General features: G+C 65.5%; 26 protein-coding genes. 11 read left to right on the forward strand and 15 right to left on the reverse strand.

Annotated features, from left to right (window positions below; translation table 11 throughout):
• Positions 1 to 32 precede the first annotated feature (32 nt).
• From SBA_RS06455 to thrS, 3 genes are all read right to left on the reverse strand, one after another.
• Positions 33 to 1358, reverse strand: a complete 1326-nt coding sequence (locus SBA_RS06455; protein WP_261936278.1) for a YadA-like family protein — start codon at positions 1356 to 1358, stop codon at positions 33 to 35.
• 383 nt (positions 1359 to 1741) lie between these two features.
• Positions 1742 to 2275: a translation initiation factor IF-3 gene (gene infC / locus SBA_RS06460; RefSeq protein ID WP_066600201.1), complete on the reverse strand. Its 534-nt coding sequence runs from the start codon at positions 2273 to 2275 to the stop codon at positions 1742 to 1744.
• Between the two features lie 130 nt (positions 2276 to 2405).
• Positions 2406 to 4385 (reverse strand): threonine--tRNA ligase, encoded by a 1980-nt coding sequence (thrS, locus tag SBA_RS06465; protein ID WP_261936692.1) that lies wholly within the window; start codon positions 4383 to 4385, stop codon positions 2406 to 2408.
• 224 nt (positions 4386 to 4609) lie between these two features.
• Here thrS and SBA_RS06470 point away from each other — a divergent pair, with 224 nt between their 5' ends.
• Both SBA_RS06470 and SBA_RS06475 read left to right on the forward strand, forming a co-directional pair.
• Positions 4610 to 5041, forward strand: a complete 432-nt coding sequence (locus SBA_RS06470) for an ExbD/TolR family protein (RefSeq protein ID WP_261936279.1) — start codon at positions 4610 to 4612, stop codon at positions 5039 to 5041.
• Positions 5042 to 5113: 72 nt separating this feature from the next.
• The gene (locus tag SBA_RS06475; protein WP_261936280.1) at positions 5114 to 5290 is read left to right on the forward strand and encodes a hypothetical protein; all 177 of its coding nucleotides are present in this window, start codon (positions 5114 to 5116) and stop codon (positions 5288 to 5290) included.
• Between the two features lie 2 nt (positions 5291 to 5292).
• Here the strand turns inward: SBA_RS06475 and SBA_RS06480 are convergent, their stop codons facing one another.
• Genes SBA_RS06480 through SBA_RS06510 form a run of 7 tightly spaced genes read right to left on the reverse strand, consistent with a single transcriptional unit; the run spans position 5293 to position 10815 of the window.
• Positions 5293 to 5658: a DsrE family protein gene (locus tag SBA_RS06480; protein WP_261936281.1), complete on the reverse strand. Its 366-nt coding sequence runs from the start codon at positions 5656 to 5658 to the stop codon at positions 5293 to 5295.
• The gene (locus tag SBA_RS06485) at positions 5646 to 6413 is read right to left on the reverse strand and encodes a HesA/MoeB/ThiF family protein (RefSeq protein ID WP_261936282.1); all 768 of its coding nucleotides are present in this window, start codon (positions 6411 to 6413) and stop codon (positions 5646 to 5648) included. Before SBA_RS06485 ends, SBA_RS06480 begins: the two co-directional genes overlap by 13 nt.
• The gene (locus SBA_RS06490) at positions 6410 to 6826 is read right to left on the reverse strand and encodes a hypothetical protein (protein ID WP_224548630.1); all 417 of its coding nucleotides are present in this window, start codon (positions 6824 to 6826) and stop codon (positions 6410 to 6412) included. The genes SBA_RS06485 and SBA_RS06490 overlap by 4 nt, the downstream gene beginning before the upstream one ends.
• A gap of 4 nt (positions 6827 to 6830) precedes the next feature.
• A complete protein-coding gene (gene dut / locus SBA_RS06495) occupies positions 6831 to 7286 on the reverse strand; it encodes a dUTP diphosphatase (RefSeq protein ID WP_224548632.1) in 456 nt (151 codons plus the stop codon).
• Positions 7261 to 8538, reverse strand: a complete 1278-nt coding sequence (locus SBA_RS06500) for a bifunctional phosphopantothenoylcysteine decarboxylase/phosphopantothenate synthase (protein WP_261936283.1) — start codon at positions 8536 to 8538, stop codon at positions 7261 to 7263. Before SBA_RS06500 ends, dut begins: the two co-directional genes overlap by 26 nt.
• Positions 8535 to 10076: a 2-polyprenylphenol 6-hydroxylase gene (ubiB, locus tag SBA_RS06505; protein ID WP_261936284.1), complete on the reverse strand. Its 1542-nt coding sequence runs from the start codon at positions 10074 to 10076 to the stop codon at positions 8535 to 8537. The genes SBA_RS06500 and ubiB overlap by 4 nt, the downstream gene beginning before the upstream one ends.
• 7 nt (positions 10077 to 10083) lie before the next feature.
• Positions 10084 to 10815, reverse strand: coding sequence for a class I SAM-dependent methyltransferase (locus SBA_RS06510; protein WP_261936285.1), 732 nt, complete (start codon positions 10813 to 10815; stop codon positions 10084 to 10086).
• Between the two features lie 194 nt (positions 10816 to 11009).
• On the opposite strand from SBA_RS06510, the gene treA reads away from it, so the two are divergent.
• The 5 genes from treA to SBA_RS06535 all read left to right on the forward strand — a co-directional run bounded on the left by treA (position 11010) and on the right by SBA_RS06535 (position 16296).
• Positions 11010 to 12596, forward strand: coding sequence for an alpha,alpha-trehalase TreA (gene treA, locus SBA_RS06515; RefSeq protein ID WP_261936286.1), 1587 nt, complete (start codon positions 11010 to 11012; stop codon positions 12594 to 12596).
• A 17-nt stretch (positions 12597 to 12613) separates the two neighbouring features.
• Entirely contained in the window at positions 12614 to 13426 is an 813-nt protein-coding gene (gene mutM / locus SBA_RS06520; protein ID WP_261936287.1) for a bifunctional DNA-formamidopyrimidine glycosylase/DNA-(apurinic or apyrimidinic site) lyase, read from the forward strand.
• Between the two features lie 116 nt (positions 13427 to 13542).
• Entirely contained in the window at positions 13543 to 13806 is a 264-nt protein-coding gene (gene rpsT, locus SBA_RS06525) for a 30S ribosomal protein S20 (protein ID WP_261936288.1), read from the forward strand.
• A gap of 424 nt (positions 13807 to 14230) precedes the next feature.
• Positions 14231 to 15640 (forward strand): chromosomal replication initiator protein DnaA, encoded by a 1410-nt coding sequence (gene dnaA / locus SBA_RS06530; protein ID WP_224548640.1) that lies wholly within the window; start codon positions 14231 to 14233, stop codon positions 15638 to 15640.
• 44 nt (positions 15641 to 15684) lie between these two features.
• Positions 15685 to 16296: a peptidylprolyl isomerase gene (locus tag SBA_RS06535; RefSeq protein WP_261936289.1), complete on the forward strand. Its 612-nt coding sequence runs from the start codon at positions 15685 to 15687 to the stop codon at positions 16294 to 16296.
• A gap of 27 nt (positions 16297 to 16323) precedes the next feature.
• Here the strand turns inward: SBA_RS06535 and SBA_RS06540 are convergent, their stop codons facing one another.
• The 5 genes from SBA_RS06540 to secB all read right to left on the reverse strand — a co-directional run bounded on the left by SBA_RS06540 (position 16324) and on the right by secB (position 21820).
• Positions 16324 to 17556 carry a dicarboxylate/amino acid:cation symporter gene (locus tag SBA_RS06540; RefSeq protein ID WP_261936290.1) on the reverse strand — a complete coding sequence of 411 codons (1233 nt, stop codon included), beginning with the start codon at positions 17554 to 17556 and terminating at the stop codon, positions 16324 to 16326.
• A gap of 188 nt (positions 17557 to 17744) precedes the next feature.
• A complete protein-coding gene (locus tag SBA_RS06545) occupies positions 17745 to 18401 on the reverse strand; it encodes a DUF4136 domain-containing protein (RefSeq protein ID WP_261936291.1) in 657 nt (218 codons plus the stop codon).
• Positions 18402 to 18602: 201 nt separating this feature from the next.
• A complete protein-coding gene (gene trpS / locus SBA_RS06550) occupies positions 18603 to 19607 on the reverse strand; it encodes a tryptophan--tRNA ligase (protein WP_261936292.1) in 1005 nt (334 codons plus the stop codon).
• Positions 19608 to 19625: 18 nt separating this feature from the next.
• A complete protein-coding gene (murJ, locus tag SBA_RS06555) occupies positions 19626 to 21200 on the reverse strand; it encodes a murein biosynthesis integral membrane protein MurJ (protein ID WP_261936293.1) in 1575 nt (524 codons plus the stop codon).
• 119 nt (positions 21201 to 21319) lie between these two features.
• The gene (gene secB, locus SBA_RS06560; protein WP_224548648.1) at positions 21320 to 21820 is read right to left on the reverse strand and encodes a protein-export chaperone SecB; all 501 of its coding nucleotides are present in this window, start codon (positions 21818 to 21820) and stop codon (positions 21320 to 21322) included.
• Between the two features lie 196 nt (positions 21821 to 22016).
• Here secB and SBA_RS06565 point away from each other — a divergent pair, with 196 nt between their 5' ends.
• The 4 genes from SBA_RS06565 to SBA_RS06580 all read left to right on the forward strand — a co-directional run bounded on the left by SBA_RS06565 (position 22017) and on the right by SBA_RS06580 (position 26268).
• Entirely contained in the window at positions 22017 to 22673 is a 657-nt protein-coding gene (locus SBA_RS06565) for a Tim44/TimA family putative adaptor protein (protein WP_261936294.1), read from the forward strand.
• Positions 22670 to 23923 carry a murein transglycosylase A gene (gene mltA / locus SBA_RS06570; protein WP_261936295.1) on the forward strand — a complete coding sequence of 418 codons (1254 nt, stop codon included), beginning with the start codon at positions 22670 to 22672 and terminating at the stop codon, positions 23921 to 23923. Before SBA_RS06565 ends, mltA begins: the two co-directional genes overlap by 4 nt.
• An 8-nt stretch (positions 23924 to 23931) precedes the next feature.
• The gene (locus SBA_RS06575; protein ID WP_261936296.1) at positions 23932 to 24486 is read left to right on the forward strand and encodes a Smr/MutS family protein; all 555 of its coding nucleotides are present in this window, start codon (positions 23932 to 23934) and stop codon (positions 24484 to 24486) included.
• 96 nt (positions 24487 to 24582) lie between these two features.
• Entirely contained in the window at positions 24583 to 26268 is a 1686-nt protein-coding gene (locus tag SBA_RS06580) for a putative bifunctional diguanylate cyclase/phosphodiesterase (protein ID WP_261936297.1), read from the forward strand.
• The last annotated feature ends 156 nt before the right edge of the window (positions 26269 to 26424 follow it).

The following is a 26424-nucleotide window of genomic DNA, read 5'->3' on the forward strand; positions in this document are numbered from 1 at the left end:
GGGCTGGCCATGGGCCAACCCTCTGCATCCTGTCACCAGCCGATGGTAAAGCCGGCGCGGGCGGCCGTCTTGCCGCCCCGGTTGAAGCCGGTTGCCACGCCGGCGTTCAGCGCGACATGCGGGGTCACGAGAGCCCCGACCTGCATCGCGCCCGCATGAGCCCCGCCATAGGTCGCCACGTTGGCCGTCAGGTTGAACTTCATATCCGGCAGGAAGGTCGCACCACCCATTGCGACCGCGACCGCGGTGCCGCTGGATACGCGATCTTCCATCCGATCGAGCCGACCGTCGATCTGATCCAGTCGATCGCCGAGCGCGTCGATTCTGGACGAAAGCTGGAGGTCCGCCGTCATGCGGGCGTTGGTTTCGCCAGTCAAAGCGCTAGCCAATGCTTCTCGCGCCGACGTTTCATTGTCGATCCTTTGATGAATCTGAAGGTCATTTTGCGCACGCTGCTGCGCTTCGTCGATGATCTGGCCGGACAGGGTGACATCGGCCGCCTGGCGTGTCGCCGCTTCGGCGGAGAGGGAATTGGCCAGAACGCTATCGGCTGCGGCGCGCGTACCGGCTTCGTTGGCAATGCTGTTTGCAAATGCGATGTCGGCGTCGGTCCGTGCCGCTTTTTCTTCATCGATCCGGCCCGCAAGAGTGGAATCGGCGGCAATGCGGGCAGCCGCTTCGCTGTCCAGTTGCCCCTTATTGACCGCGTCTCCGGCCGCGACGCCATCGGCCAGATTGCGAATGCCGCTGCCGTTCATCTCTATCCCCTGGGTTACGCTCACCTTGGGTGTAACCAGTCCGGTTTCGTCAAGCCGCGTCGTTTCCTGTGCAGCGACCTGATATTGCAGCGAAAAAGGCGAGAAGACGGCGGAGTCGGGAATGGGCAGGGGGGAGAGTGAAGGGGCGCTGACCAAGACCGCATCGCCGGACAATGTCCCGAACACGATCGCGCCTGCGTCCGAGGTCGTCCGATAATTGCCTGTCAGTGCGGTGCGGTCACCGTTGACGATGGCGGTGGGATCGATCGATTTCAGATTATAGCTATAGTCCTGGCCCGTGGTTTCATCGTAGCCAGAAGCGCCCTGGATATCGACGCCGATATTGCGCACTGTCGTTTGATAGTCGGAGTAGCGATTGAAATAGCCTATGGCGTTCGGATCGTTAATCGGCGTCAGCGAGCGAGACTTTCTGCCGATATATTGGGTCGTCAGATCGACCGTCGCGGCCGAATAGAAATTTGACGGATCCAGGCCTCCGAACGGGCCGGTCACTATGCCATCAACGGCCAGCGTGCCGTCGAAGTTGACCTGATATATACGTGACAGGCCATTGCCCACCTCTTCCGACAGAAATGTCACGTTCCGCGTGCCGGCCGTCCTGCAAATAGCAGGGGCATAGCCGCCATTTCCATCGCAATCGACGTCGCTGAGGGGGGTCTGGCTGATGACGGGTACAGTCTGGGCATGAGCCACGGCGTTCATCGGAAACGGAAGACAGGCAAGCGAAGTCGAAAGGCAAAACGCCTTCAATCCCAAGTTCATGGATAACCCCCATTGAAATGGCAAGAACCCCCACGGTTCCGGCCATGTTCAAATTCTTAAGAGTCCATTTTCATTGTGCAAGTCTTCGACATAGTGGAATAAAATATTCCAGCGCGTTGCGCCGGCAGCATGTAATTGCCGGGGCAACAAAAAAGGGCGGCCCCTTGCGGCGCCGCCCTTTTTAACGCTCTTGACGTCGCTTATTTCGGCGACAGCACCATCAGCATCTGGCGGCCTTCCATGCGCGGATAGGCTTCGACCTTCGCGACTTCCTGGACATTTTCGGCCACGCGCTGCAGCAGGGCCATGCCGAGCTGCTGGTGGCTGAGTTCGCGGCCGCGGAAGCGCAGGGTGATCTTCACCTTGTCGCCGTCGCCGATGAAATCATGCACCTTCTTCATCTTCGTATCATAGTCATGATCGTCGATGTTCGGACGCATCTTGATCTCTTTGAGTTCCTGCGTCTTCTGGGTCTTGCGGGCGATATTCGCCTTTTTCTGGGCTTCGTACTTGAACTTGCCGATGTCCAGAAACTTGCAGACCGGCGGGTCGGCATTGGGGGAGACTTCGACCAGATCGAGGCCGACATCGGCCGCCTGCTCGATGGCTTCCTGCGTAAACATCACGCCCAGATTTTCGCCTTCGTCGTCGATCACGCGCACCTTGGGCACGGTGATGAACTCGTTATACCGGGGGCCGGACTTCGGCGGCGGCGCCAGCGGGCGGCGCATCATCGGGGGACGTATAGCAGTATCTCCTATGGTCGTTTCAAAAACGAATGGCTCTTAGCGGCTTTTTGGCAAAGCCGAAAGGGGTCCGTGTCCCCGCCGTAACGGAATCACGAACCCTTGTGGCATTGCTGCCTCACCGCATATCGGGTGCAAGGCTCTCATTTGCAAGGCGCGAAATGACATCGTCGAGCGAAAGGACGCTTTGCCCCTCCTTGCCCAGTTCGCGCAGCGCGACCGTCCCCTCGTCCGCCTCGCGCCGTCCGACGACCAGCAGGTTCGGCACCTTGGCAAGGCTGTGTTCGCGGACCTTGTAATTGATCTTCTCGTTCCGCACGTCGATTTCGGCGCGGATTCCCGCCGCGCGCAGCTTCTCGACCGCTGCCTTCGCATAATCGTCCGCATCGGACACGATGGTCGCGACCACGGCCTGCACCGGCGCCAGCCAGAGCGGGAAGCGGCCCGCATAATGTTCGATCAGGATGCCGATGAAGCGTTCATAGCTGCCGAAAATGGCGCGATGGAGCATGACCGGCCGGTGCCGCTCGCCATCTTCGCCAATATAGCTGGCGTCGAGTCGTTCGGGCAGCACGCGGTCCGACTGGATCGTGCCGACCTGCCAGGTGCGGCCGATCGCGTCGGTCAGATGCCATTCCAGCTTGGGCGCATAGAAGGCGCCTTCGCCCGGCAATTCTTCCCAGCCATATTCGGGCGTGTTGAGGCCGGCGGCGGCGACCGCGTTGCGCAGCTCATTCTCCGCCATGTCCCACATCTCCTCGGTGCCGAAGCGCTTTTCCGGGCGCAGCGCCAGCTTGATCGAGTAGGTGAAGCCGAAATCCTTGTAGATGCGGTCGGCCAGCGCGCAGAAGGCGCGGACTTCCTCGACGATCTGGTCTTCGCGGCAGAAGATATGCGCGTCATCCTGCGTGAACTGGCGCACGCGCATCAGGCCGTGCAGCGCGCCATGCGGCTCGTTGCGGTGGCAGCAGCCATTTTCGTAGAAGCGCAGCGGCAGGTCGCGATAGCTTTTGATCCCCTGACGGAAGATCAGGACATGCGCCGGGCAGTTCATGGGCTTCAAGGCCATCCAGTCGGCGTCGTCCGACACCAGCGGGCCTTCATCGTCCACATTGGGCACTTCGTCGGGGATGACGAACATATTCTCGCGATATTTGCCCCAGTGGCCGGACGTTTCCCACTGGCGTGCGTCCATCACCTGGGGCGTCTTCACCTCGCGATAGCCCGCTGCGTCGATGGCGCGGCGCATATAGGCTTCCAGTTCGCGCCAGATGAGATAGCCCTTGGGATGCCAGAAGACGCTGCCATGCGCTTCCTGCTGGAGATGGAACAGGTCCATTTCCGCACCCAGCTTGCGATGGTCGCGCTTACCCGCCTCTTCAAGGCGCGTCAGATGCTCGGCCAACTGCTTTTTGTTGAGCCAGCCGGTGCCATAGATGCGGCTGAGCATCGCATTCTTCTGGTCGCCGCGCCAATAGGCGCCCGATACGCGCGTCAGCTTGAACGCGGCGGGGTCCAGGCGCCCGGTGGAAGCCAGATGCGGGCCGCGGCACATGTCGTACCAGTCGCCGGAGCGATAGACCGTCAGTTCCTCGCCCTCGGGCAGTTCGGCGGCCCATTCGGCCTTGAACGTCTCGCCGGCCGCGCGCCAGGCGGCGATCAGCGCGTCGCGGTCCATCACTTCGCGCACCAGCGGCTTGTTGGCGGCGATGATCTTGCGCATCTCCGCCTCGATTCCCGGCAGGTCTTCCTCGGTGAAGGGCCGGTCCCTGGGCGCGAAGTCATAATAGAAGCCATCGTCGGTCGACGGGCCGAAAGTGATCTGGGTGCCGGGGAACAACGCCTGCACCGCTTCGGCCAGCACATGGGCGAAATCGTGCCGGGCCAGTTCCAGCGCGTCGGCCTCATCCTTGCTCGTCACCAGGGCGAGGTGGGAATCCTGTTCCAGCGGGCGGCCGATATCGCGCAGTTCGCCATCGACGCGCGCGGCGATGGCGGCCTTGGCCAGGCCCGGCCCGATCGCCGCTGCAATGTCCGCCGGGGTAGTGCCGGGCGCGACTTCACGCACGGAACCATCGGGCAGGGTAATCTTGAGCATGGCGGACACGGACATGGCTTTCTGTGAAATGGGCGGGTTGCGCGGCCCCAATTGCCGCGCATTCCCCTTAAATGGGCGGCCCGCACTGTCAATAGAAGGGTTCGGAGGCGGACTGGCGCCGCCGGCGGCTCATGGAACGCTGCATCGCGAGAGCGCTCTTGCCAACGCCGGTCGCGAAGCGCATGTTTCATGTGTTGTTATAACATATTTCAACAGGAGGGTTTATGGCCTTGCACCGTGCACGCCCGGAGTCCGCAGACGCACCGATGGGCGAGATGAACACGACGCCGCTGATCGACGTCATGCTGGTCCTGCTCATCATGTTCATCATCACCATTCCGATGCAGACCCACAGCGTGGGCATCGACCTGCCGCAGGCGCCGGTTCAGCCGGCCCGGTTCACGCCCGACCCGGTCAAGAACAAAGTGACGATCGACGCCGCCGGCATAATCCGCTGGAACGGGGCGGCGATCGATCGGCTGACGCTGCGCCGCTATCTGGCGCGGTCGCTGGCGTTGCCGGTGGAGCCGGAACTGCAATTCCAACCGGATGCCGCGGCGCGCTACGTCATAGTGGATGAAGTGCTGGCCGACATCCGCCGGTCGGGCGTGACCAAGCTCGGCTTCGTCGGCAACGAACGCTATCGGGATTTCTGAAAAACGGCCTGCGCCTTGCCCCCGGTCTGCATCGCCGATAGCATCGGCGATGCGGAAAGGAGGGCAGGGCGCATGAAGACGGTTCGCTATGGTTTGATCGCCTGCTTCTGTCTCGGAGCGGCCTGGGGCGTTGCCCATCTCGCCACCCCGCCGCGTGCGGACGCGCTGGCGACGCCGGGTCTGTCGATCGCTCCCGCAGCGCATGACCGGTCGCAGGAGCGGTGGCGCTACCTGCCGATCCTGCGATAGCATCAGGCGAAGAGTAGCCGGGCCTGATCGTCGGTCGCTTGCAGGAAGCCGACCGGTCCGCCCGTTTCGACGCCTTCGGGAAGGTCCGTCGCCGTCATGCCGCACAGGGCAAGGCCGCTCTGGCAGGCGATCAGCGTCACGCCCAACCCCAGTGCTTCATTCAGCAGTGCGGCCAGATCGGGCAGGCCGGCGGCGCGATGGGCCACATCGCGGGGCGCGACGATCGGCGCGCGCAGCAGCGCCACCGCATCCAGTTGCAGGAAGAGGGTCGCCGCGCCGCCCAGAGCGGCCTGCGCCGCCGCCAGCACCAGCGCGCCGCGCAGCCGCTCCGCATCGGCCGTCGCGACCAGGATGTTCAGGGCGCGCATAGAGCCACAGCGCATGCCGTACAGGCGGGGTCTTTGGGCACATCCAGCGTGCGGAAGCGCATCGAAAGCAGGTCGGCGATCAGCAGCCGCCCGGCCATCTCCGCGCCGAACGGCACCAGCGCGCGGATCGCCTCCAGCGCGGCCAGGCTGCCCATCGCGCCGGTCAGTGCGCCGATGACGCCGGTTTCGGCGCAATTGCGTTCCGGCGCATCCTGCGGCGCGCCGACCAGGCAGCGATAGCAGGGCTTGTCCGCTTCCCAGCCGCGATAGGTGGCGATCTGCCCCTCGAACGGGCCGACCGCCGCGGATACCAGCGGGATGCGCAGGCGCTGTGCGCTGTCCGCCACCGCCAGCCGGGTGTCGAAATTATCGCAGCCGTCCAGAATTACGTCCGCGTCCCGCAGCATGATCGCGGCATTGTCCGCGTCGATCCGCGCGTTGATCGGGATCAGCTTCACGTCGGGGTTGAGCCGCGCGACGGCCGCCATCGCGGCCTCCGCCTTGGGCGCGCCGATATCGGCGGCGCCGAACAAAATCTGCCGCTGCAGGTTGGACAGGGCGACCGCGTCATCGTCGATTACCCGGATCGTGCCGACTCCGGCGGCGGCAAGGTAGAGGATCGCCGGGCTGCCGATGCCGCCCGCCCCGATCACCGCTACGTCTGCCGATAGCAGCCGGGCCTGTCCCGCGCCGCCAATTTCCTTCAGGATGATGTGCCGGGCGTAGCGGTCCAGTTGATCGTCGCTGAGCGTCACGGCGCGTCGGACCAGAGGAAGCGGACCTGAGAGCGCATCCAGCGAGGCTCCGCCGCCCCGGTCTTGGGGAAGGAACCGCGCAATGTACCGAGGATGCGGCCGCTCACATATTTTTCGACCTCGGGGCAACGCGCATTGACCGGCGCGATCTTGAGCGGCTTGCCTTCGCCCGACAGCAGGAACAGCATGTCGATTTCCAGCAGCCGCGATCCTTCATGATTGACCGCACCACTGCATTCGCCACGACGATAGAGTTTCGCGACATCGTCCGACCAGCGCGGCGACACCTTCCGCCCCAGCCAGCCGTCGATGACCGGGACGGCGGTCAAATCCTGCGGCATGGGCGGTGCATCGCCCGGAACCGGGCCTGGCATCGGGGTTGCAGCCAGCATCAGCGAAAGCAGCATCGTCATCGCGTCACACTCCTGTGGAACCGAACCCGCCCTGTCCCCGGACGGTATCGTCGAGACTATCGACTTCCGCGAAGCTGGCAAGCTGCACCGGCGCGACGACCAGCTGGGCGATCCGGTCGCCGCGCTGTATCGGGAAGGGCGCGTCGCCCAGGTTGATCAGGATGATCTTCAATTCGCCGCGATAGTCGGCGTCGATCGTACCGGGCGTGTTGGGCAGGCTGATGCCGTGCTTGAGCGCGAGGCCGGAGCGGGGACGAACCTGCACCTCATAGCCTTCGGGGATCGCCATCGCGAAGCCCGTCGCCACCGCATGGCGGCCACCCGGTTGCAGCACCAGTTCCTCGGCCGAAACGACGTCCATTCCTGCGGCATGGGCGGTCGCATAGGCCGGGACCGGCAGGCCCTCGCCATGGGGCAGGCGCTTGAGCCGGATTTCAATCGACGAGAGCGGAGAGGGCATGGGCGACCTTTTCGATGAGTTTGTCGGCGACCTCGCCCTTCGGCAGGCTGGGCCAGGATTCGATGCCGGCGGCGGTGACGATCTGCACGGCGTTGGCGTCGCCGCCCATTACGTCGCCGGATACGTCATTGGCGACGATCCAGTCGGCGCCCTTCTTCGCCAGCTTGGCCCGGGCATGGGCGGCGATCTGCTGCGTTTCGGCGGCAAAGCCCACCAGCAGGGCCGGGCGCTGCGCATGGCGGCCCAGAGTCGCGAGGATGTCGGGATTTTCGACCAGTGCGAGCGGCGCGGGCTGGCCGGAGCCGTCCTTCTTCAGCTTCTGGTCGGCGGCGTCTGCGGTGCGCCAGTCGGCGACCGCGGCAACCATGATCGCGGCGTCTGCCGGCAGGGCGGCTTCGACCGCGGCCAGCATCTGCCGTGCGGTTTCCACATCCACCCGGTCGACCCCCGCGGGCGTAGGGAGATGTACCGGCCCTGCGACCAGCGTCACCCGCGCGCCGGCCCGCGCGGCGGCGGCGGCGATCGCGAAGCCCTGCTTGCCCGACGATCGATTGGCGATGTAGCGCACCGGGTCGATCGGCTCATGGGTGGGGCCTGCGGTGATAAGGATGTGGCGACCCTGCAAAGATCCGTTCGTCTCGAGCGAAGTCGAGAGACGCTGGGCATCGCTGGCAAAATCGGGCTGACCCGCGAGCGGATCGGCGCCCCTGGGCAATGCCAGCAGCCGCTCGATTTCCACAGCGATCGCCTCGGGCTCGGGCAGTCGCCCCTTGCCATATTCGCCGCACGCCATCGCGCCATCGTCCGGCGTCATGACATGGACGCCGTCGGCGTGGAGCCGCTCCAGATTGCGCTGCGTCGCCTTGTGATGCCACATGCGCACATTCATCGCAGGGACCGCCAGCACCGGCTTGTCGGTCGCCAGCAGCAGCGTGGTGGCCAGATCGTCGGCGATGCCGTTCGCCATCTTGGCAAGGATATTGGCGGTCGCGGGCGCGACGACGACCAGATCGGCCTGGCGCGATAGCTGGATATGGCCGATTTCCTGCTCGTCCTTCAGGTCGAACAAATGGGTGAAGACCTGATCTTCGGTCAGCACCCCCAGCGACAGCGGCGTCACGAACTGCTGCGCGCTTTCCGTGAGCACCGCCCGCACCGCAACGCCGCGCTTGCGTAGCAGCCGCACCAGTTCGAGCGCCTTATAGGCGGCGATACCGCCAGAGACGATGAGGAGTACGCGCTGTTGAGTCATAGATGCAGATGTAGGAGCGCGGAGCCCAGCACGCCAGCCGCCGCCGCGATCGCCGCCACCAGCGCATAGCGCCAGCCGCCGCCTACGCGGATCAGCTTCACTTCCGTCAGCGGCGGCGGTGGCGGGGCGCCGCCCTTTTCGGGGAAGGCGTCCTCGATCCGCTTGACCAAACCCGGCAACCGCTGGAGCGTGCGCCAATTTTCGATCAGCGTGTCGGCGGCCTTCGCCTCCGGTCCCAGTTCGTCGCGCAGCCAGCCTTTCACATAGGGGCCGCTCGTCTCCCACAGGTTGATGTCGGGGTCGAGCGCGGTCGCCACGCCCTCCACCATCACCATCGTCTTCTGGAGCAGCAGCAAATGCGGCTGGGTCTGCATGTCGAAGTCGCGGGTGATCGCGAACAACCCGTCCAGCATCCCGCCGACCGAGAGTTCGCGCACCGGCTTGCCGCGCATCGGTTCGCCCACGGCGCGCAGGGCGGTGGCGAATTCGTCGACATTATGATGGCCGGGCACATATTGCGCCTCGAAGTGAATTTCGGCCACGCGCTTATAATTACCGGTGATCAGGCCGTAGAGAATCTCCGCCAGCCACATGCGCGCGCGCCGGTCGATCCGGCCCATGATGCCGAAATCGATCGCGACGATGTCGCCATTGGCCGTGACGAGCAAATTGCCCTGATGCATGTCGGCGTGGAAGAAGCCTTCCGCAATCGCCTGTCGCAGGAAGGCGTTGACCAGCCGGGCGGCCAGATCCTTCACATCATGGCCCGCCGCGATCAGCGCATCGCGATCGGAAATCTTGATGCCGTCGATCCACTCCATCGTCATGACCTTGCCGGTCGTGCGGTCCCAGTCGATGACGGGAATGCGATAACCGGGCATCGCCTCCATGGCTTCGCTGAGTTCGGAGGCGGAGGCGGCTTCGCGGCGCAGGTCCAGTTCGCGCACGGTCCAGCGCTTGAAGTTCGCGATGACCAGGCGCGGGCGCAGGCGCGCGATCTCGCCGCCCAGCATCTCGACATGGGCGGCGGCCCATTCATAGGTCTGGATGTCGCGATTAAACTTGTCGATGACGCCGGGGCGGATCACCTTGACCGCGACGTCGCGGCCGTCGGTCGTGACCGCGCGATGCACCTGCGCGATCGACGCGGCACCGACCGGCACCTCATCGAAGCTCTTGTAGATGGCGTCCAGCGGACGGCCGAAACTCTGCTCGATCTGTGCCCGGATCGTGTCGAACGGCACGGGGGGCAGGGCGTCCTGCAAGCGCAGAAGATCGTTCGCCGCATGATCGCCGACCAGATCGGGCCGGGTGGCGAGCGTCTGGCCCAGCTTGATCGCGGCCGGGCCGATCGACTGGAAGGCGTCGGCATAGCGTGGCTGCTTCGGCACGCGCGCGCCGAGCCGGGCGATGCGGACCAGCCGCCGGACGGGGCCGGGGGTCAGCGGATCGCGCTCGATGCCGGTCAGCGCGCCATGCCGCGCCAGGGTGCGCCCCCATTTCAGGAGGCGGAAGATATGGGTGATATGGGCGGTCATCCGGGCGTCAAATCTTCCAGCCGCTGTGAATGGCGACCAGCCCGCCCAATATCGGTTCGACCTTGGTATTCACGAAACCGGCGTCACGGATCATGCCCTCGAATTTGGGCATGGGCGGGAAGCGGCGGATCGATTCGATCAGATAGCGATAGCTGTCTGCGTCATTGGCGAACAGCTTGCCGAGGTGCGGCACCAGCTTGTGCGAATAGACGTCATAGACGTCCGAGAAACCCGGCCATGTGGTGGTGGAAAATTCCAGGCAGAAAAAGCGCCCGCCAAACTTGAGAACGCGGTGCGCCTCGCGCAGCGCCTGGTCGATATGGGTGACGTTGCGGATGCCGAAAGCGATCGTATAGGCGTCGAACGCCCGATCGCCGAAGGTCAGCGCCTCGGCATTCTGTTCGGACCAGATCAGCCCGTCAAACCCCTTCTTCTGCGCCCGCTCGACGCCAACGGCCAGCATCTCGGGATTGATGTCCGAAACGGTGACCTGCGCGCCATGCTTGTGCATCCGAAAGGCGATGTCGCCGGTGCCGCCCGCCATGTCGAGTATCTGTTCGCCGGCGCGGGGCTTCACCCGGCGCACGAACTGGTCCTTCCACAGACGATGCGCGCCGCCGGACATGGCGTCGTTCATCAGATCATATTTCGCCGCGACGTTGGAAAAGACTGCGCGGACCATGCCCTGTTTTTCGGCGGCATCGACGTCGCGATAGCCGAAGGATGCTGTGTCGTTCATGGGCTTCGCTCTAGAGCATCGCGCGCAAAAGTGGGAACCGGTTTTGCGCAAAAAGCGATGCGACAACAAAAAAATGAAAACAGGTGACGACTTCATCGAGCGCCGACTGGCTTTTGCCGCTGTTCCGGTGCCATGCCAGTGGGAAGGCGAGGGGCGGAACGTTTCGTGAGCGTCATCCATTTTTCAGGCAAACCATGTCGGGGGAGCCTCTAATCGTGCGTCCAGTCCTTGCTGCCCTTGCCGCCATGCTGTGCCTGGCCCAGGCCGCGCCGCAAACGTCCGCGCCGCCGCCCGGCCCGCAGCGCATCTACGGCCCTCTGTTCGAAGCGGTGCAGCGCGAGAAGATCTTCCCCGACGGCAAGACCTTCGTGGACGCGGTGCCCAGGGCCGATGCCGCGACGATCCTCGATCGCTATCGGCAGGAAAAGCCGCAAGGGCCGGCGCTGCGCGCCTTCGTCCTCAACTATTTCGATGTGCCGGGCGAACAGGCGGCGGCGCAGGGCCTGCGCGGCCATATCAGGGCGCTCTGGCCGCAACTGACGCGCCCGGCGCTCAGTCCGCCGGCGGGGTCGTCCGCGCTCGCCTTGCCCGCGCCCTATGTCGTGCCGGGCGGGCGCTTTCGCGAGATTTATTATTGGGACAGCTATTTCACCATGCTGGGACTCAAGGCCGACGGGCAACAGCCTTTGATCGATTCGATGCTGGTCGATTTCGAAAGCCTGATCGACCGCTACGGCTTCATCCCCAATGGCACGCGGACCTATTATCTGGGCCGGTCGCAGCCGCCCTTCCTGGCGCTGATGGTGGATATGGCGAGCAATCCCGGCGATCCCCGGCACCTCAAAGCCCTCCGCGCCGAGCATGATTTCTGGATGCGCGGCGCGGAGGGGCTGGCGACGGGCGCGGCCGACCGGCGCGTCGTGCGGATGCCCGATGGCGCGCTGCTCAACCGCTATTGGGACGACAGACCGGGGCCGCGCGACGAGAGCTGGGCGGAAGATGTCGCCACCGCCGGGCAAAGCAACCGCCCGGCCGCCGCCATCTATCGCCACCTGCGCGCGGGTGCGGAAAGCGGCTGGGACTTTTCCTCGCGCTGGCTGGACGACCCCAGGCGGCTGTCCACGATCCGCACGACCGACATCGTGCCCGTGGACCTCAACAGCCTGCTCTGGTCGCTGGAGCGGGCCATCGCTCGCCGCTGCGCCGCGGCGGGGGACGCCGCCTGCGCCCGACAGTTCGAATCGCTGGCCACCGCGCGCGCCAAGGCGATCGCCCGCTGGCTGTGGCAGCCGCGCGAAGGCCGTTATGCCGATTGGGACATGCAGGCGCGCAAGCCCACCGCCATCGTCTCTGCCGCCACGCTCTTCCCGCTCTTCGTCGGGCTTGCGGATCGGCCACAGGCGGACGCCGTCGCTCGCCTGGTCCGCGCGCAGTTGCTGGGGGAGGGCGGCCTGCGCACCACCCGCATCGCCAGCGGCCAGCAATGGGACAGCCCCAATGGCTGGGCGCCGCTCCAATGGGTGGCGGTGGAAGGACTGGCCCGCACGGGTCATGAAGCGTTGGCGAGGGATATCGCCCGTCGCTGGATCGGCACGGTCGATGCGGCCTGGCGCGAAACCGGCAAGATGCTGGAAAAATATGATGTCGAGACGCGCAAGCCCGGCGGCGGCGGGGAATATGCATTGCAGGACGGGTTCGGCTGGACCAACGGCGTCACGAGCGCGCTGATCGACCGCTGGCCGGATCTCGAGCCCGATACCCCTGTTGCAGCCGCCCGCTAACGCCTACATGCATCGCCATGCCTGAGCTTCCCGAAGTCGAAACCACCGTCGCGGGCCTGCGCTCCGTCCTCCAGGGGGCGGTGCTGACGCGAGTGGAGCCGCGCCGCGCCGACCTGCGCTGGCCGATCCCCGTCGACCTGCGTCAGCGGATGACCGGGGCGACGGTGACGGGGCTGTCGCGCCGCGCCAAATATGGCCTGATCGAAACCGATCGCGGCGACATGATGATTTTCCATCTCGGCATGTCGGGTCGCTGGCGAATCGACCCGGCGGAGATCGGCGCGCACGACCATCTGCTGCTGGAAACAGGGCATGGCCATGTGCTGTCGCTCAACGACCCGCGGCGATTCGGTTCGCTGGACCTGGTGCGATCGGACGCATGGCAGGCCTACACGCCCTTCACCCGCATGGGGCCGGAACCGCTGGGACCGGACTTCGACACCACCCGCCTGGCCGCCGCGCTCAAGGGCAAGGCGACCTCGATCAAGGCGGCCTTGCTCGACCAACGAATCGTCGCCGGGCTGGGCAATATCTATGTCTGCGAAGCGCTGAACATGGCGGGCATCGCCCCGACTCGCGCGGCGGGCAAGATCGGGCGCGTGCGCCTCGGCTTGCTGGTGGAGGCGATTCGCGATGTGCTGTCCGCCGCCATCGTCGCGGGCGGCTCCACCCTGCGCGATTATGCGCGGCCCGACGGGGAGTTGGGCTATTTCTCCAAACAATGGCGCGTCTATGGGCGGGAAGGCGAATCCTGCCTGTGCGGCGGCACGGTGCAGCGTCGGGTGGACGGGGGGCGATCGACCTTCTTTTGCCCCAAATGTCAGAAATAGCGTCGCCCGAATCCGTTGACGCCTGCCCCGAACCTCTGTAAGGGGCGCACCTTCACGAGGCATGTCGGTCGTTCGACGGGCCTCTTCCCGAGATTTGATGAGAACCGAGGAATAGAATGGCCAATACGCCGCAAGCCAAGAAGCGCATCCGTCGCAACGAGCGTCGCGCCGCAATCAATGGCGCCCGCATCAGCCGGATCCGCACCCTGGTGAAGAAGGTGGAAGCCGCCCTCGCCGCTGGTGACAAGGACGTCGCTGCCACCGCCCTGCAGGCCGTCCAGCCCGAGCTGGCCCGTGGCGTCGCCCGCGGCGTGCTGCACAAGAACACCGCCGCGCGCAAGTTCGGCCGCCTGACCAAGGCTGTCAGCGCGCTCGCCTAACCCCTCCGGGTTTTTCGGCAGATCATAAGGCCCGCCCCATCGCTGGGGCGGGCCTTTCGTCGTTCCTTCACAATATGGTCATTTTTGACGATTGGCCAATTTCCCGCGATTCGACGCACTGCGGCACGATTATTTCCTTACAAACTGTTGAAATAAGGTGATAATTTCATTCTCGTTCGATTCCCGCGGCTTTGCTGAGTCAACGGCTTTATTTCACTTTTTTGAACCATGCTGCCCTTGATCCGGCGCTGTCCCCCTGTCTATTTTTGAAATCCGGCCGCTGTCGAATCACCTTGATGCGGCCGTCATGTGAGATTGCATATCGTAAGGAACTCGGGATGGCGGGGGCTTTTCCGATCGAGTATCCTTGCGTCTTTTTTCCTGCCCGGATCAGGGGGCACAGTTGGTGGGGTCGTCAAAGTCTATGAAGGATGTTGTGGGCGTGGTTGGTTGGCAGGACGGAGAGATTAGCCAGGCCGATGCGGGCCTGGAATCCGCCTGGACCAGCATCCGCGCCGGCCTGCGCCGCGATGTCGGCGCACGGATGTTCGATCAGTGGCTCAAGCCCGTCCGCCTCGGTGACTATTGCGCCGAATCGCAGACGCTCGACCTGCTGGTCGCCAGCGATTTCAGCGCCAATTTCGTGTCCGGCCAGTTTGGCGACCGCCTGCGCATGGCCTGGCGCAGCGCCGGGGCCGGCGTGCGCGAGGTGCGGTTGCGCCGTGCGCCCGACGCCACCGGGCCGCGCCTGCTGGAAGTCGTGCATGTCGAGCCGCCGGTGCCGACTGAAACCGCCGCGCCCGTCGCCATCGCCTCCAATTTCCTGCCGCGCCACGGCTTTGACGATTTCGTCATGGGCGAAACCAACCGCCTTGCCTGTTCGGCCGCCCAGGCGATGGCCGGCGAAGCCACGCCGCGCTTCAGCCCGCTGTTCATCCATGGCGGCACGGGCCAGGGCAAGACCCACCTGCTCCACGCCATCGCCCGCGCCTTTTCCGCCCATGCGCCCACGTCCCCCGTGCTCTACATGTCGGCCGAACGCTTCATGATGGAATTTGTGAACGCGATGCGCGCCAATGAGACGATGGCGTTCAAGGGCCGGCTGCGCGCTGCCCGGCTGTTGCTGATCGACGATATCCAGTTCATTGCGGGCAAGGGATCGACGCAGGAGGAATTCCTCCACACGATCAACGACCTGATCGACAGCGGCGCGCGTATCGTCGTGACCGCCGACCGACCGCCGCAGATGCTCGAATCGATCGATCCGCGAATCCTGTCGCGCCTCGCCGGCGGCCTGGTCGCCGATATCCAGCCCGCCGGGCTCGACCTGCGCCTCGCCATCCTCGAATCGAAGCGCGCGGTGGCGGGCGACCCGCCGGTCCCCGATGCGGTGATCGACTTCCTCGCCCGCTCGATCCGCTCGAACGTGCGCGAACTGGAAGGGGCGTTCAACAAGCTGGTCGCTTATGGCCAACTGACAGGCCGCTCGATCGACCTCGACTTTGCGCAAGGGATGCTGGCCGACGCGGTGCGCGCCAATGCGCGGCGGATCACGGTGGACGAAATCCAGAAGGCCTGCGCTGCCCATTTCAAGATCGACCCGTCGGAAATGCGTTCCAAGCGCCGCGCCCGCGCCGTCGCCCGCCCGCGCCAGGTGGCGATGTACCTCGCCAAGAAGATGACGCCGCGTTCGCTGCCCGAAATTGGCCGCATCTTCGGCGGGCGCGATCACAGCACGGTGATCCATGCCGTGCGCACGATCGAGGCGCTGCGCGAAAGCAACCCGGACATGGACGCCGATGTTCGCGCGCTCCAGCGCCTGCTGGAGGGCTGACTGGCCCCTCTGGCGTCCGGCGGCGGAGAAGCTAGGGTGAGCGTATGATTCGCGTCCTTGCTATCCTGCTCGCCGCCCTTCTCGGCTTTTCGGCCGCCTTGGCCCAGACACCGCCGGCGCCAGCGCCTTCGACCGACGTTCGCGTCGCGCTCGACACCGATGCAGGACGCATCCTGATAGCGGTCCATGTCGACAAGGCGCCGGTCACCGCCGCCAACTTCCTCAAATATGTCGACCAGAAACGGTTCGACGGCACGCTCTTCTATCGCGGCGTGGGCGCGTCCGATTATGGTTTCGTCCAGGGCGGGGCGCAAAATGATCCGAAACGGATATTGCCGCCGATCAAACATGAACCAACCACCCAGACCGGCCTCACCCATGACGACGGCGCACTGTCGATGGCGCGCTATGCGCCGGGCAGCGCGACCGGCGACTTCTTCATCGTGCTGGGCAAGATGCCGGCCATGGACGCCCAGCCCCAGCAGGCGAGCGGCGACAATCAGGGCTTTGCCGTCTTCGCCCATGTGGTCGAGGGGATGGATGTGGTGAAGGCGATCCTCGCCGCGCCCAAATCGCCCACGGCCGGGGAGGGCGTGATGAAGGGGCAGATGCTCGCCGCACCGGTGACGATCCGTACGGCGCGGCGGGTGCCTTGATCTTGTGATCCAAGCCTTCCAACAGGTTTAGGATGCGTCCGCCGCCTGCCGATCCAAAATCCGGGCCGCCGCCATGTCGGCGGTGACATTGCCGACCGTGCGGAAGATGTCGGGCACCGTCTCCACCGCCAGCAACAGCGGCAACGCCTCCACCGGCACGCCCATGGCGAGGCAAATGGGGCCGGTGGTGGTGAAGAAGGTGATCTGGCTGGGCAGGCCGACCGCCGCCAGGCTGACGATCGCGGCCACCAGCACCCCCATCGCCAGTTGTGCCGGGCCGAGCGTCACGCCGTTCATCGCCGCCACATAGAGGGCGACGCCCAGATTGGCGGGCGGGCTGGTGATACGGAACAGCGATATGGCGAGCGGCAGGACGATGCTGCGCGTAGTTTCGCGCACCTCAAGCGGTTCGTCGCTCGCCTGGATCATCGCGGGCAGGGAGGCGATCGAGCTTTGCGTCGAAAAGGCGATGGCCTGGGCGGGCAGGGCGGCGCGGGCGAAGCGGCCCAACCCGATCCGCCCGGCGACCACGACCAGCGGATAGACCAGCAGCGTCACCGCGACGCAGATCAGCACGATGAAGCCGATATAATGAAGCAGCGCCCCCGCCGTCGCCAGCCCCGACCGCGCGCCCGCGACCAGCGCCAGCGCGAATACGCCGATCGGCGCCAGCCACAGCACCCAGCCGACCACGACCAGCAGCGCGTCGGCCAGCGCCTGGAAGAAGCCGGTCAGCTGCGCGCGCCGGTCCGCCGCGATGCGGGTGACGGCGAAACCGAAGACCAGTGCGAACAGCACCACGGCGACCACCTGCCCCTCGCTCGCGGACTTGAGAGGATTGACCGGGATGAAGCCCAGCAGCCATTCGGCGGACGGGCGCATGTCGGGTACTTCGCCTACCCCATCGGCGCCCGCCAGCGCCCCGACCGCGCCGGCCGGCACTGGCCACAGATGCAGCATCAGCGGCCCGATCAGCGCGGCGACCGCCGCCGATGCCGTCAGCAGGATTGCGAACAGCGCGATCGCGCGGCCGGCCATGCCGTTGGTCCGGACGCTGGTCGCCGCCTGGGTGATGCCCGTCACCAGCAGGGCGAAGATCAGGGGGATCAGCGGCATCTGCAGCCCGCCCAGCCACGCCTTGCCGATCGGCTGCGCCACCGCGATCACGCCTGTCCCCCAGTCTCCGCCCCATTCGGCCAGCGCGATGCCGCTACCCAGTCCCAGCACGAGCGCGATCAGGATGCGGACGGTCAAGGACATAGGCGTGGTTCCCCGGTGGCGCTGCCCATGGCAACGGACCGCGGCAGGCTATCCGCTATGATGGGGCATGGAACAGCGGAAAATGGCGCAGGGGACAATGCGGGCGGGACAGAAGGCGCGGCATGACAACGAAAAAGCCCGGCGCTTCGATGAAGCGCCGGGCTTTTCACATCTTGTTCGAGCCTGTCCTAGCCCTTTTTCTCGGGCGGCAGAGTGATCTTCACATCTTCCCCATTCTGGCCGGGGAAGTTGGTGAACATCGCGTCGATCAGGTTGGGCACCAGATAGGTCAGCTTGTTCGACAGCGACTGGGCGCTCGCCTTGCCCTCGAACAGGCGGCGGTTGTCGGCCGCGCGGTCGATCTTCATGCTGAGGTCGCTGGTGTAGACGGTGTAGCTCGACACGTCGTTATAGCCGCCACCGCCGAAGAGCCAGGGATCATAGAAGCCATAGCCCCATGGGCGACCCCAACGGCCGCCGAAACCGCCACCCCAGGGGCCGAAGCCACCGCCATAAGGGCCGCCGAAGCCGGTCGAGCGCACCTTCTCGCGCCCATTGTCGACATCATAGGCGACGCGCACGATCAGGTCGGCGCGGGCCGGGTCACTAGCCTGCACATAACCGGTCTGTGCCAGACGTCGCCCGACCATGTCCGCATAATGGGCGAACTCCAGCCCGCCCGCGAGCTGCGGATTGTCGGCGACGACAATATAGCTCTGCCCGGCGGGCGCGGGGAGTTGCTGGAAGCGGGCGACATCGGCTTTGAAGCCTGTGGTGCAGCCCGACAGCGCCACCAGCGCCAGAGCTGGCGCCGCAATCAGGCCGAACTTCTTGAAACGGGTCATTTTTCTGCGTCCTGTACCAAGGCATGAGCCTTTAAACATCATTGCGCTCTGCGATAGCAAAACGCAACTGAACATCGTTTGAACGCGCGAACCGACCGAACGGGCGCAAACCATGTTCCTGTCAGATCATGGACGACGCTCGCCCTGCTTTTCCGTAAACGACCATGCCCAGCGTCAGCTATTTAAGCCGATCCTGTGACATTATCGCATCAGCCCCATTGCGTCATAGGCCGCGCGCAGGGTCGGCTCCGCCGCCGCCGCTGCCTTGGCCGCGCCCTTGTCCAGGATGGCGTCGAGTGCGGCATCGTCGGTGCGCAATGCGAGAAACCGCTCGCGAATCGGGCGCAGAGTTTCGACCAGCAGATCGCCCAACGCCGGCTTGAACGCGCCGAACCCCTTGCCCGCGAACGCCGCGCAGACTGCGTCCGGCGTCGTGCCCGACAGGGTGGCGTAGATGCCGATCAGGTTGTTCGCCTCTGGGCGGCCGACCAGCCCGGCGGCCGTTTCGGGCAAGGGTTCGGGATCGGTCTTGGCCTTCTTCACCTTGTTCATGATGGCGTCGTCGTCATCGGTCAGGTTGATACGGCTCATGTCCGATGGATCGGACTTGGACATTTTCGCGCTACCGTCGCGGAACGACATGATCCGCGCCGATTCCCGGGGAATGATCGGATCGGGCAGGGTGAACAGTTCGACGCCGAAATCGCTGTTGAACTTGGCCGCAATGTCGCGCGCCAGCTCCAGATGCTGCTTCTGGTCCTCGCCCACCGGGACATGGGTGGCGTTATAGAGCAATATGTCGGCGGCCTGCAGCACCGGATAGACGAACAGGCCGATCGAGGCGCCCTCGCGGTCCTTGCCGACCTTGTCCTTGAACTGCGTCATGCGATTGAGCCAGCCGATGCGCGCGGTGCCGTTCAGCAACCAGGCGAGTTCCGCATGGGCGGGCACGCGCGCCTGATTGAACAACACGCTGCGGTCCGGGTCGATCCCGGCGGCGACCAGTGCGGCCGCCATGTCGCGCACGTTGCGGATACGCTGCTCGCGCCCTTCATGCACGGTGATCGAATGCATATCGGCCAGGAAGAAGAAACACTGACTCTGGCTGTCCATCTCATCCTGCATCCGCACCCAGTTGCGGATCGCGCCTAGGTAGTTGCCAAGGTGCAGATTGCCGGTCGGCTGGATGCCGGAAAGGACGCGCATGTCTGAATCCGTTCTTACTTAGGTTGCACTTTTGCGGCGCATCAGCGCCTTGATGTCGGAGAGCCGATAGGCCCCCGTGACGAAGGAGGCCAGCCCGTACAGCGCCACACCCGCGCCGACAAGCAGGGCGAGCGCGACATAGCGCTGCACCATCGCGCCGGTCAGCCAGGGATCGAGCAGATCTTCACCCGTCCACAGCGCGACACCCATGATGAGCGCGGCGACGGCGAGCCGGGGCAGGCGACGGCGCAGCCCCGCATCGGCGGCGAAATGGCCGCGCCTGACCAATGTCCGATAGAGCATCGCGACATTGACCGTGGAGGATAGCGCGGTCGCCAGCGGCGGGCCGATATGGCCCAGGGTCGGGATCATCGCCAGATTGCCGATGATGTTGATCACGATCGACAGCATCGCATAGCGCACCGGCGTCTTCGTGTCGCCGCGCGCATAATAGCCCGGCGTCAGCACCTTCACGAGAACATAGGAGGGCAGGCCGATCGAGAAGGCCGACAGTGCCCAGCCGCATCGCATTGCGTCCTCCGCGGTGAAGCGGCCATATTGGAACAGGCCGCGCACAATCGGTTCCGCCACGACCAGAAAGGCCACGGTCGCCGGCAGGGTCAGGAACAGGGCGAGTTCGATGCCCCGATTCTGCGTCTCCATCGCCGCGGCGTCCTCGCCCTTGGACAGCATCCGCGAAATGGTGGGGAGCAGGATCGTACCCAGGCCAATGCCGATCAGGCCCAGCGGCAACTGGTTCAGCCGGTCGGCATAATAGATATAGGTGATGGAGCCGGACGCGAGCAGCCAGCCTGACAGGGCGGTGGAAATCAGCAGGTTGATCTGCGACGCGCCCGCGCCCGCCGCTGCCGGAACGACCAGGCGCAGCAGTTCGCGCACATCCTTGTCGAGGCGGGGGCGTTTCAGCGTCATCGACACGCCCGCGCGCCTGCACGCCCAGATCAACCAGAGCAGTTGCAGCGCGCCGCCGATCGTGACCGACATGGCCTGCACCCGCGCCGTCTCATATTCGTCGGCACCGTGAAAGAACCACAGGCCCGCGATCATCGCGACGTTCAGCAATATCGGCGCGGCGGCATTGACCCAGAATTTGTCGAGGGAGTTGAGGATGCCGCCCAGCAGCGAGGCCAGGGAGATCAGCGCGAGATAGGGAATGGTGATGCGGGACAGGGTAACGGCGAACGCGAATTGCTCCGCGCTCGGGTTCTGGCGGGAAAAGCCGCCCGACAGCGCCCAGGTGATCGGCCAGGCCGCGGCAATCAGGATCAGGGTGAAGAGGATCAGGACCGGCAGCAGCACCGCCAGCGCGCGTTCGGCGAAATCATAGCCCGCCGGTAATCCGCCTTCCCCTGCCGCCTTCTTGTTGAACAGGGGGATGAAGGCGGCGGAAAAGGCGCCCTCGGCAAAGAGCGCGCGGAACATATTGGGCAGGCGAAAGGCGACGCCGTTGAACGCGTCCGACGCGAAACCCGCGCCGACATAACGCGCGGCGAGCGAATCGCGCACCAGCGCCAGCACCCGGCTGGCGAGGGTCAGCCCGCCGACCGAGCCAAGGGCGCGTACCAGTTTCATGCGCCCAATCCCTGTTCCGTTCGCCCTGAGCTTGTCGAAGGGCTCCCTTTTTCTTGCGAAGAACAGCAAGGGGCTTCGACAGGCTCAGCCCGAACGGACGTGGGGGTCATGGCAGATTATCAGGCGTGACCGGCCGGTTCGCCCGTCGTCACTTCCATCTGCTCGGCCTGCTGCAGATACAGCGCGCCGAAATCGATCGGGTCGAGCAGCAGCGGCGGGAAGCCGCCGTCGCGGATCGCGTCAGCCAGCACCCGCCTGGCGAAGGGGAAGATCAGGCGCGGCGCTTCGGCCAGCATGAAGGGCTGGATCTGGTCTTCTGGCACGTTGCGCATACCGAAAATGGCCGCGTAGAGCAGTTCGACGGCAAAGGCGGTGCCTTGCGGCGCGATCGCCTTCACTTCGATCTTCAGCGCGATTTCCAGCACTTCGTCGGCGACCCGTTCGGCGCCGATGTTGAACTGCACGTCGATCTGCGGCTGGTCCTGCCACTGGTAGACGGCCGGCGCGTTCGGATTTTCGAACGACAGATCCTTCACATATTGGCTGATCAGCGCGATCTGCGGCGCGGTGTCGGCGCCATTGCCCAGATTCGTCGTGATGTGATCCGTTTCGTCGGCCATGCTCTTCCCTAGACTTTCGCTGTTGGCGGCGGCGCCAGGCCCCCGGACAATGATGACCCGCGCGCTTAGCAGGGGCGTTGGATCAGGGCAATGGCGGGACGCCGGGAAAGACCAGCCCAAGCGCCTATTTGAAGTTGCGTGCAAACATGCCTATGTTGGCCGGAACATTGTCCCACACAAAAGGGTATAGCCTTCCGTGTATGTGATCGTCATCCTCGCCATGATCGCCGGTTTTCTGGCGCTGCGGCTCTATTCGGTGCTCGGCAAGCGTACGGGCCACGAGCAGGAGCCTGCCCTGCGCCCGGCCGACGAACGCGCCAAGGTGACGGTGCTGCAACCCGGTCCGGTCGCGCAGAATGGCGGCGATTCGGTCCGTCTGGCCGAAGGACTGATCGGCCCCGGCGCGGAAAATGGCGTCCGCGCGCTGATCGCCGCCGACCGCAGCTTCGATGTTCCGCAGTTCGTGGATGGCGCCAAGAGCGCTTACAAGATGGTACTGGAAGCCTTCTGGCGCGGCGACCGCGACGAACTGGCCTGGCTGTGCGACGATGACGTCCGCGCCTCCTTCGAGGACGCGATCGCTGCGCGCGAAGCCGATGGCCATGTGCTCGACAACCGTTTGGTCCGCATCGAAAAGGCGCAGATCGTCGAGGCGTCGCTCAATGGCCGCATCGCCGAAGTCGCACTGCGGTTCGAGGCGGACATCGCCGCCGTCACCCGCGACAAGGATGGCAACGTCGTCGCGGGGTCGATGACCGATGCGGTCGGCACCAAGGATGTGTGGACCTTCACCCGCGACATCCGCAGCGCGGACCCCAATTGGAAGCTTAGCGAAACCGACGAAGCGGCATGATCGCGCGTCAGTCGGGGGCGGCGCTGCTTGCAGCGCTGATGCTGCCTGCCTGCGCGGGCGGCATGATCCCGCCATCTGCCGGCGGTCCGGCCCCTTCCCGTCCAGTTCCGTCCGGCGAGGGCGCAACCCGTCCCGTTCCGGCTACACCGCGCCCGACCCTGCCGGTCGAATTGCCGGCCGATCCTGCGCTCGACAAGGGTATGGCGGCAGGTCTGGGCGTGACCCGTGGCCCGGATATTGCCAGCCTCATCCCATCGGGCGAACGCGCCCGCCTCGCGCTCCAGGCATTCCGCATCTCCTGCCCGACGCTGATGAAGCGCACCGACGCCAGCGGCCTGACGCGCGGCGCCGACTGGAACAATAGCTGCGCCGCCGCATCAAGCTGGCCCGAAGCATCGGCCGCCGAATTTTTTGCCCGCTATTTCGAAGCGGTGCAGGTGGGCGACGGCGCGGCCTTCGTCACCGGCTATTATGAGCCGGAAATCGCCGGATCGCGCGCCCGCCAGCCGGGCTATGAAGTGCCGATCTACCGTCGCCCGACGGACCTGATCGATGTCGATCTCGGCCAGTTCAGCGACAGCCTGAAAGGGCGCACGATCCGGGGCAAGGTGAGCGGCAGCAAGTTCGTCCCTTATGACGATCGCAGCCAGATCGTGTCCGGCGCGCTCGCCGGGCGCGGGCTGGAACTGGCCTGGGCCGCCGATCCGGTGGAATTCTTCTTCCTTCAGGTGCAGGGCAGCGGCCGGCTGAACCTGCCCGACGGCGGCGTCATGCGCATCGGCTATGAAGGGCAGAATGGTCGCGACTATACGGGCATCGGCAAGCTGATGAAGGATCGCGGACTGATCCAGGCCGGGTCGATGCAGGACATCATGCAATATCTGCGCGCCCATCCGGCCGAAGGCGCGGCTATCATGAACGAGAATAAGAGCTTCGTCTTCTTCCGCGAACTGACCGGGGCCGGGCCGATCGGCGCGCTTGGCGTGCCGGTGACGGCGGAAGCGACGGTGGCTGCCGATCCCAAATTCATCCCGCTGGGCGCGCCGGTGCTGCTTTCGCTCGACCGGGCCGAACCGGCAGGCGTGTGGATCGCGCAGGATACCGGCGGCGCGATCAAGGGCGCCAACCGCTTCGACAGTTTCTGGGGCGCAGGCGCACGGGCGCGGGGCATTGCCGGCGGCATGTCGGCGCGGGGCAGCGCGCTGGTGCTGCTGCCGATCGGCTCGGCGGCGCGCCTCGTTCGCCCCTGATCGGCGCCATGGCCCGGCGCCGCCTGTCCAGCGAGGAAGAAGCGCTCTGGTCGGCGCTGGCCCGCACCGTGCGGCCGATCCGACCGAGCGCGCGGGCCGCCGCCAGTCCGACCATGGCGCCGCTGCCGATCGAGCCGTCGGTCAAGACAAGGTTAACGCCACCACCGGCGCGGATCATTGCCGCACCGCCTGCACGGACGCCCGCAGCGGTGCTCGACACCGGCTGGGAGCGGCGAATCCGTAGCGGTACGATCAGCCCCGACACCAGCATCGACCTGCATGGCCACACCCTGTCGACCGCCCATGCCCGCCTTAACCAGGCGATCGCCGCCGCCCTGTCGCGCGATGCGCGGGTGTTGCTGGTCGTCACCGGCAAGCCGCCCAAAAGCGCGGCAGCGAACGGAAATGGAGGCGGGGCGGGACGTCGCGGCGCGATCCGCGGTGAAATCGGTCATTGGCTCGAAACCAGCCCCTATGCCGATCGCATCGCCAGCGTGCGCGTCGCCCATCCGCGCCATGGCGGAGACGGCGCGCTCTATTTGATATTGCGCCGCAAAAAGTGACGATTTTCGGACGCTTTGCTGACCCTTTCTTAACCACTGTCCTTCATATCCGGCTGATCGGGGGTCCTGCGGGACCGGTATCGGGCTGGGAGGCACATGCAGGGCGTGACGTTGAAAAGCCGCGCTGCCGCCTTCGCCTGCGCCGCGGGGGCGCTGGTGTTCATCCTGTCGCTGGTGCTGGGCTATACGCCGGGCCAGGAAGATGACCTGATCCAGATCGGCCGTTCGCTGATCATCGCCATATTGTGCGGCACGATGAGCTGGGCGTCGGCCCGGCGCACCATCGCCACCACCGCCACCGCCATCGACGCCGCCACCGACCGGCTGCTGTCCGCCGCCCATGGCGACCTCCATTCGGGTGTCGCCCGCGAGATCGGGCACGAGCTGCCCGACCTGTCGGTCGCGATGGAAAGCCTGTTCAGCCAGGTCCGCACCAATCTCGACCATGTCCAGGCGCTGGCGCTGTTCGACCAGATCACCGGCCTCGCCAACCGCACCAGCTTCTGCCGCCAGGTCGAACGGTTGCTGGCGGAGCGCGACGACAATGGCCTCGCCACCCTCTTCTTCATCGATCTAGACGGCTTCAAGGCAGTCAACGACACATTGGGCCATGCGGCCGGCGACCAGTTGCTGGCGCGCGTTGCAGGTCGCCTGCGCGAAGTCGTGATGGCGCAGGTCAGTACGGGCGGCGGCGATGCCGTCATCGGCCGCCTCGCCGGCGACGAATTCACGATGTTCTTCCCCCACCTGTCCGGTCCGGCGGCGGCGCAGCGGATCGCGCGCGCCATCCAGTTCGCACTGGGCGAACGGTTCGACCTGGGCAGCCAGCATGTCGACCTGGGTGCGTCGATCGGCATCGCCTGTTATCCCGACCATGGCGCGACGCTGGCCGATCTTTTGCGGGCCGCCGACATCGCCATGTATCACGCCAAGCATCAGGGGCGCGGCCGGGCGGAAATCTACACCGACGCGCTGGCGCTGGAGGCGGAGGATCGCGCCGAGCTGGAGCGCGACCTGCTGCGTGGGTTGGAACGGGAGGAATTCCTGCTCGAGTTCCAGCCGCAGATCGATGTCGCCAGCGGCTACGCCGTCTCGGCCGAAGCGCTGGTGCGCTGGGCGCATCCCGAGCGCGCGCTCGTCATGCCCGGCGCCTTCGTGCCGGTGGCGGAGGAAAGCGGCGCGATCGTCGCGCTGGGCGACTGGGTGATGAGCCGCGTGTGCCAGACCGCGGCCCGCTGGGCGCAGACGGGCGTGCATCAGCGGATCGCGGTCAATATCTCCACCCGCGAACTGGCGCAGGCCGACTTCTTCCTGCGCCTGCGCCACGCCATCGCCACCCACGGCACCCCGCCCGCCATGCTGGAGCTGGAGATCACCGAATCTCTGGCGATGGAGATGGACCCGCGCGTGCTGGAGCAATTGCGCGCGCTGCGCCGCGATGGCGTGCGCATCGCCATCGACGATTTCGGCACCGGCTATTCCAACCTGTCGCGGTTGAAGGAACTGCCGGTCGACCGGGTCAAGATCGACCGCAGCCTGGTCCGCGACATCGCCACCTCCGCCGAAGCCCGCACCATCTACTCTGCCGTCGTCGGGCTGATCCAGGGGCTGGGCATGGAAGTGGTGGTCGAGGGGATCGAAAGCGAAGCCCAGATGGACGTGCTGCGCGTTATCGGCTGCACCCTGTTCCAGGGCTATCACCTGGCGCGCCCGACCGGGGAACAGGAGTATCTGGCGCAATTCGGCGCGCGGCCAGGAGTTCAGGTTCGCGACGCTGGATAGGGTCTGGATGGGGCGGCCGATTGGGATGAAGGCGCCTTGTTCCGGTGGGTTCGGCGAGCTGCTGTCCTGTCCGCGATGAAGCGGTCGGCGCAGCGCATCTATTCTCCGGACCGGTGATGGACGCCGCCGATCCACCAATGGCAGAAGCCAGGCTTT

Source organism: Sphingomonas bisphenolicum, assembly GCF_024349785.1.
GTDB lineage: Bacteria > Pseudomonadota > Alphaproteobacteria > Sphingomonadales > Sphingomonadaceae > Sphingobium > Sphingobium bisphenolicum.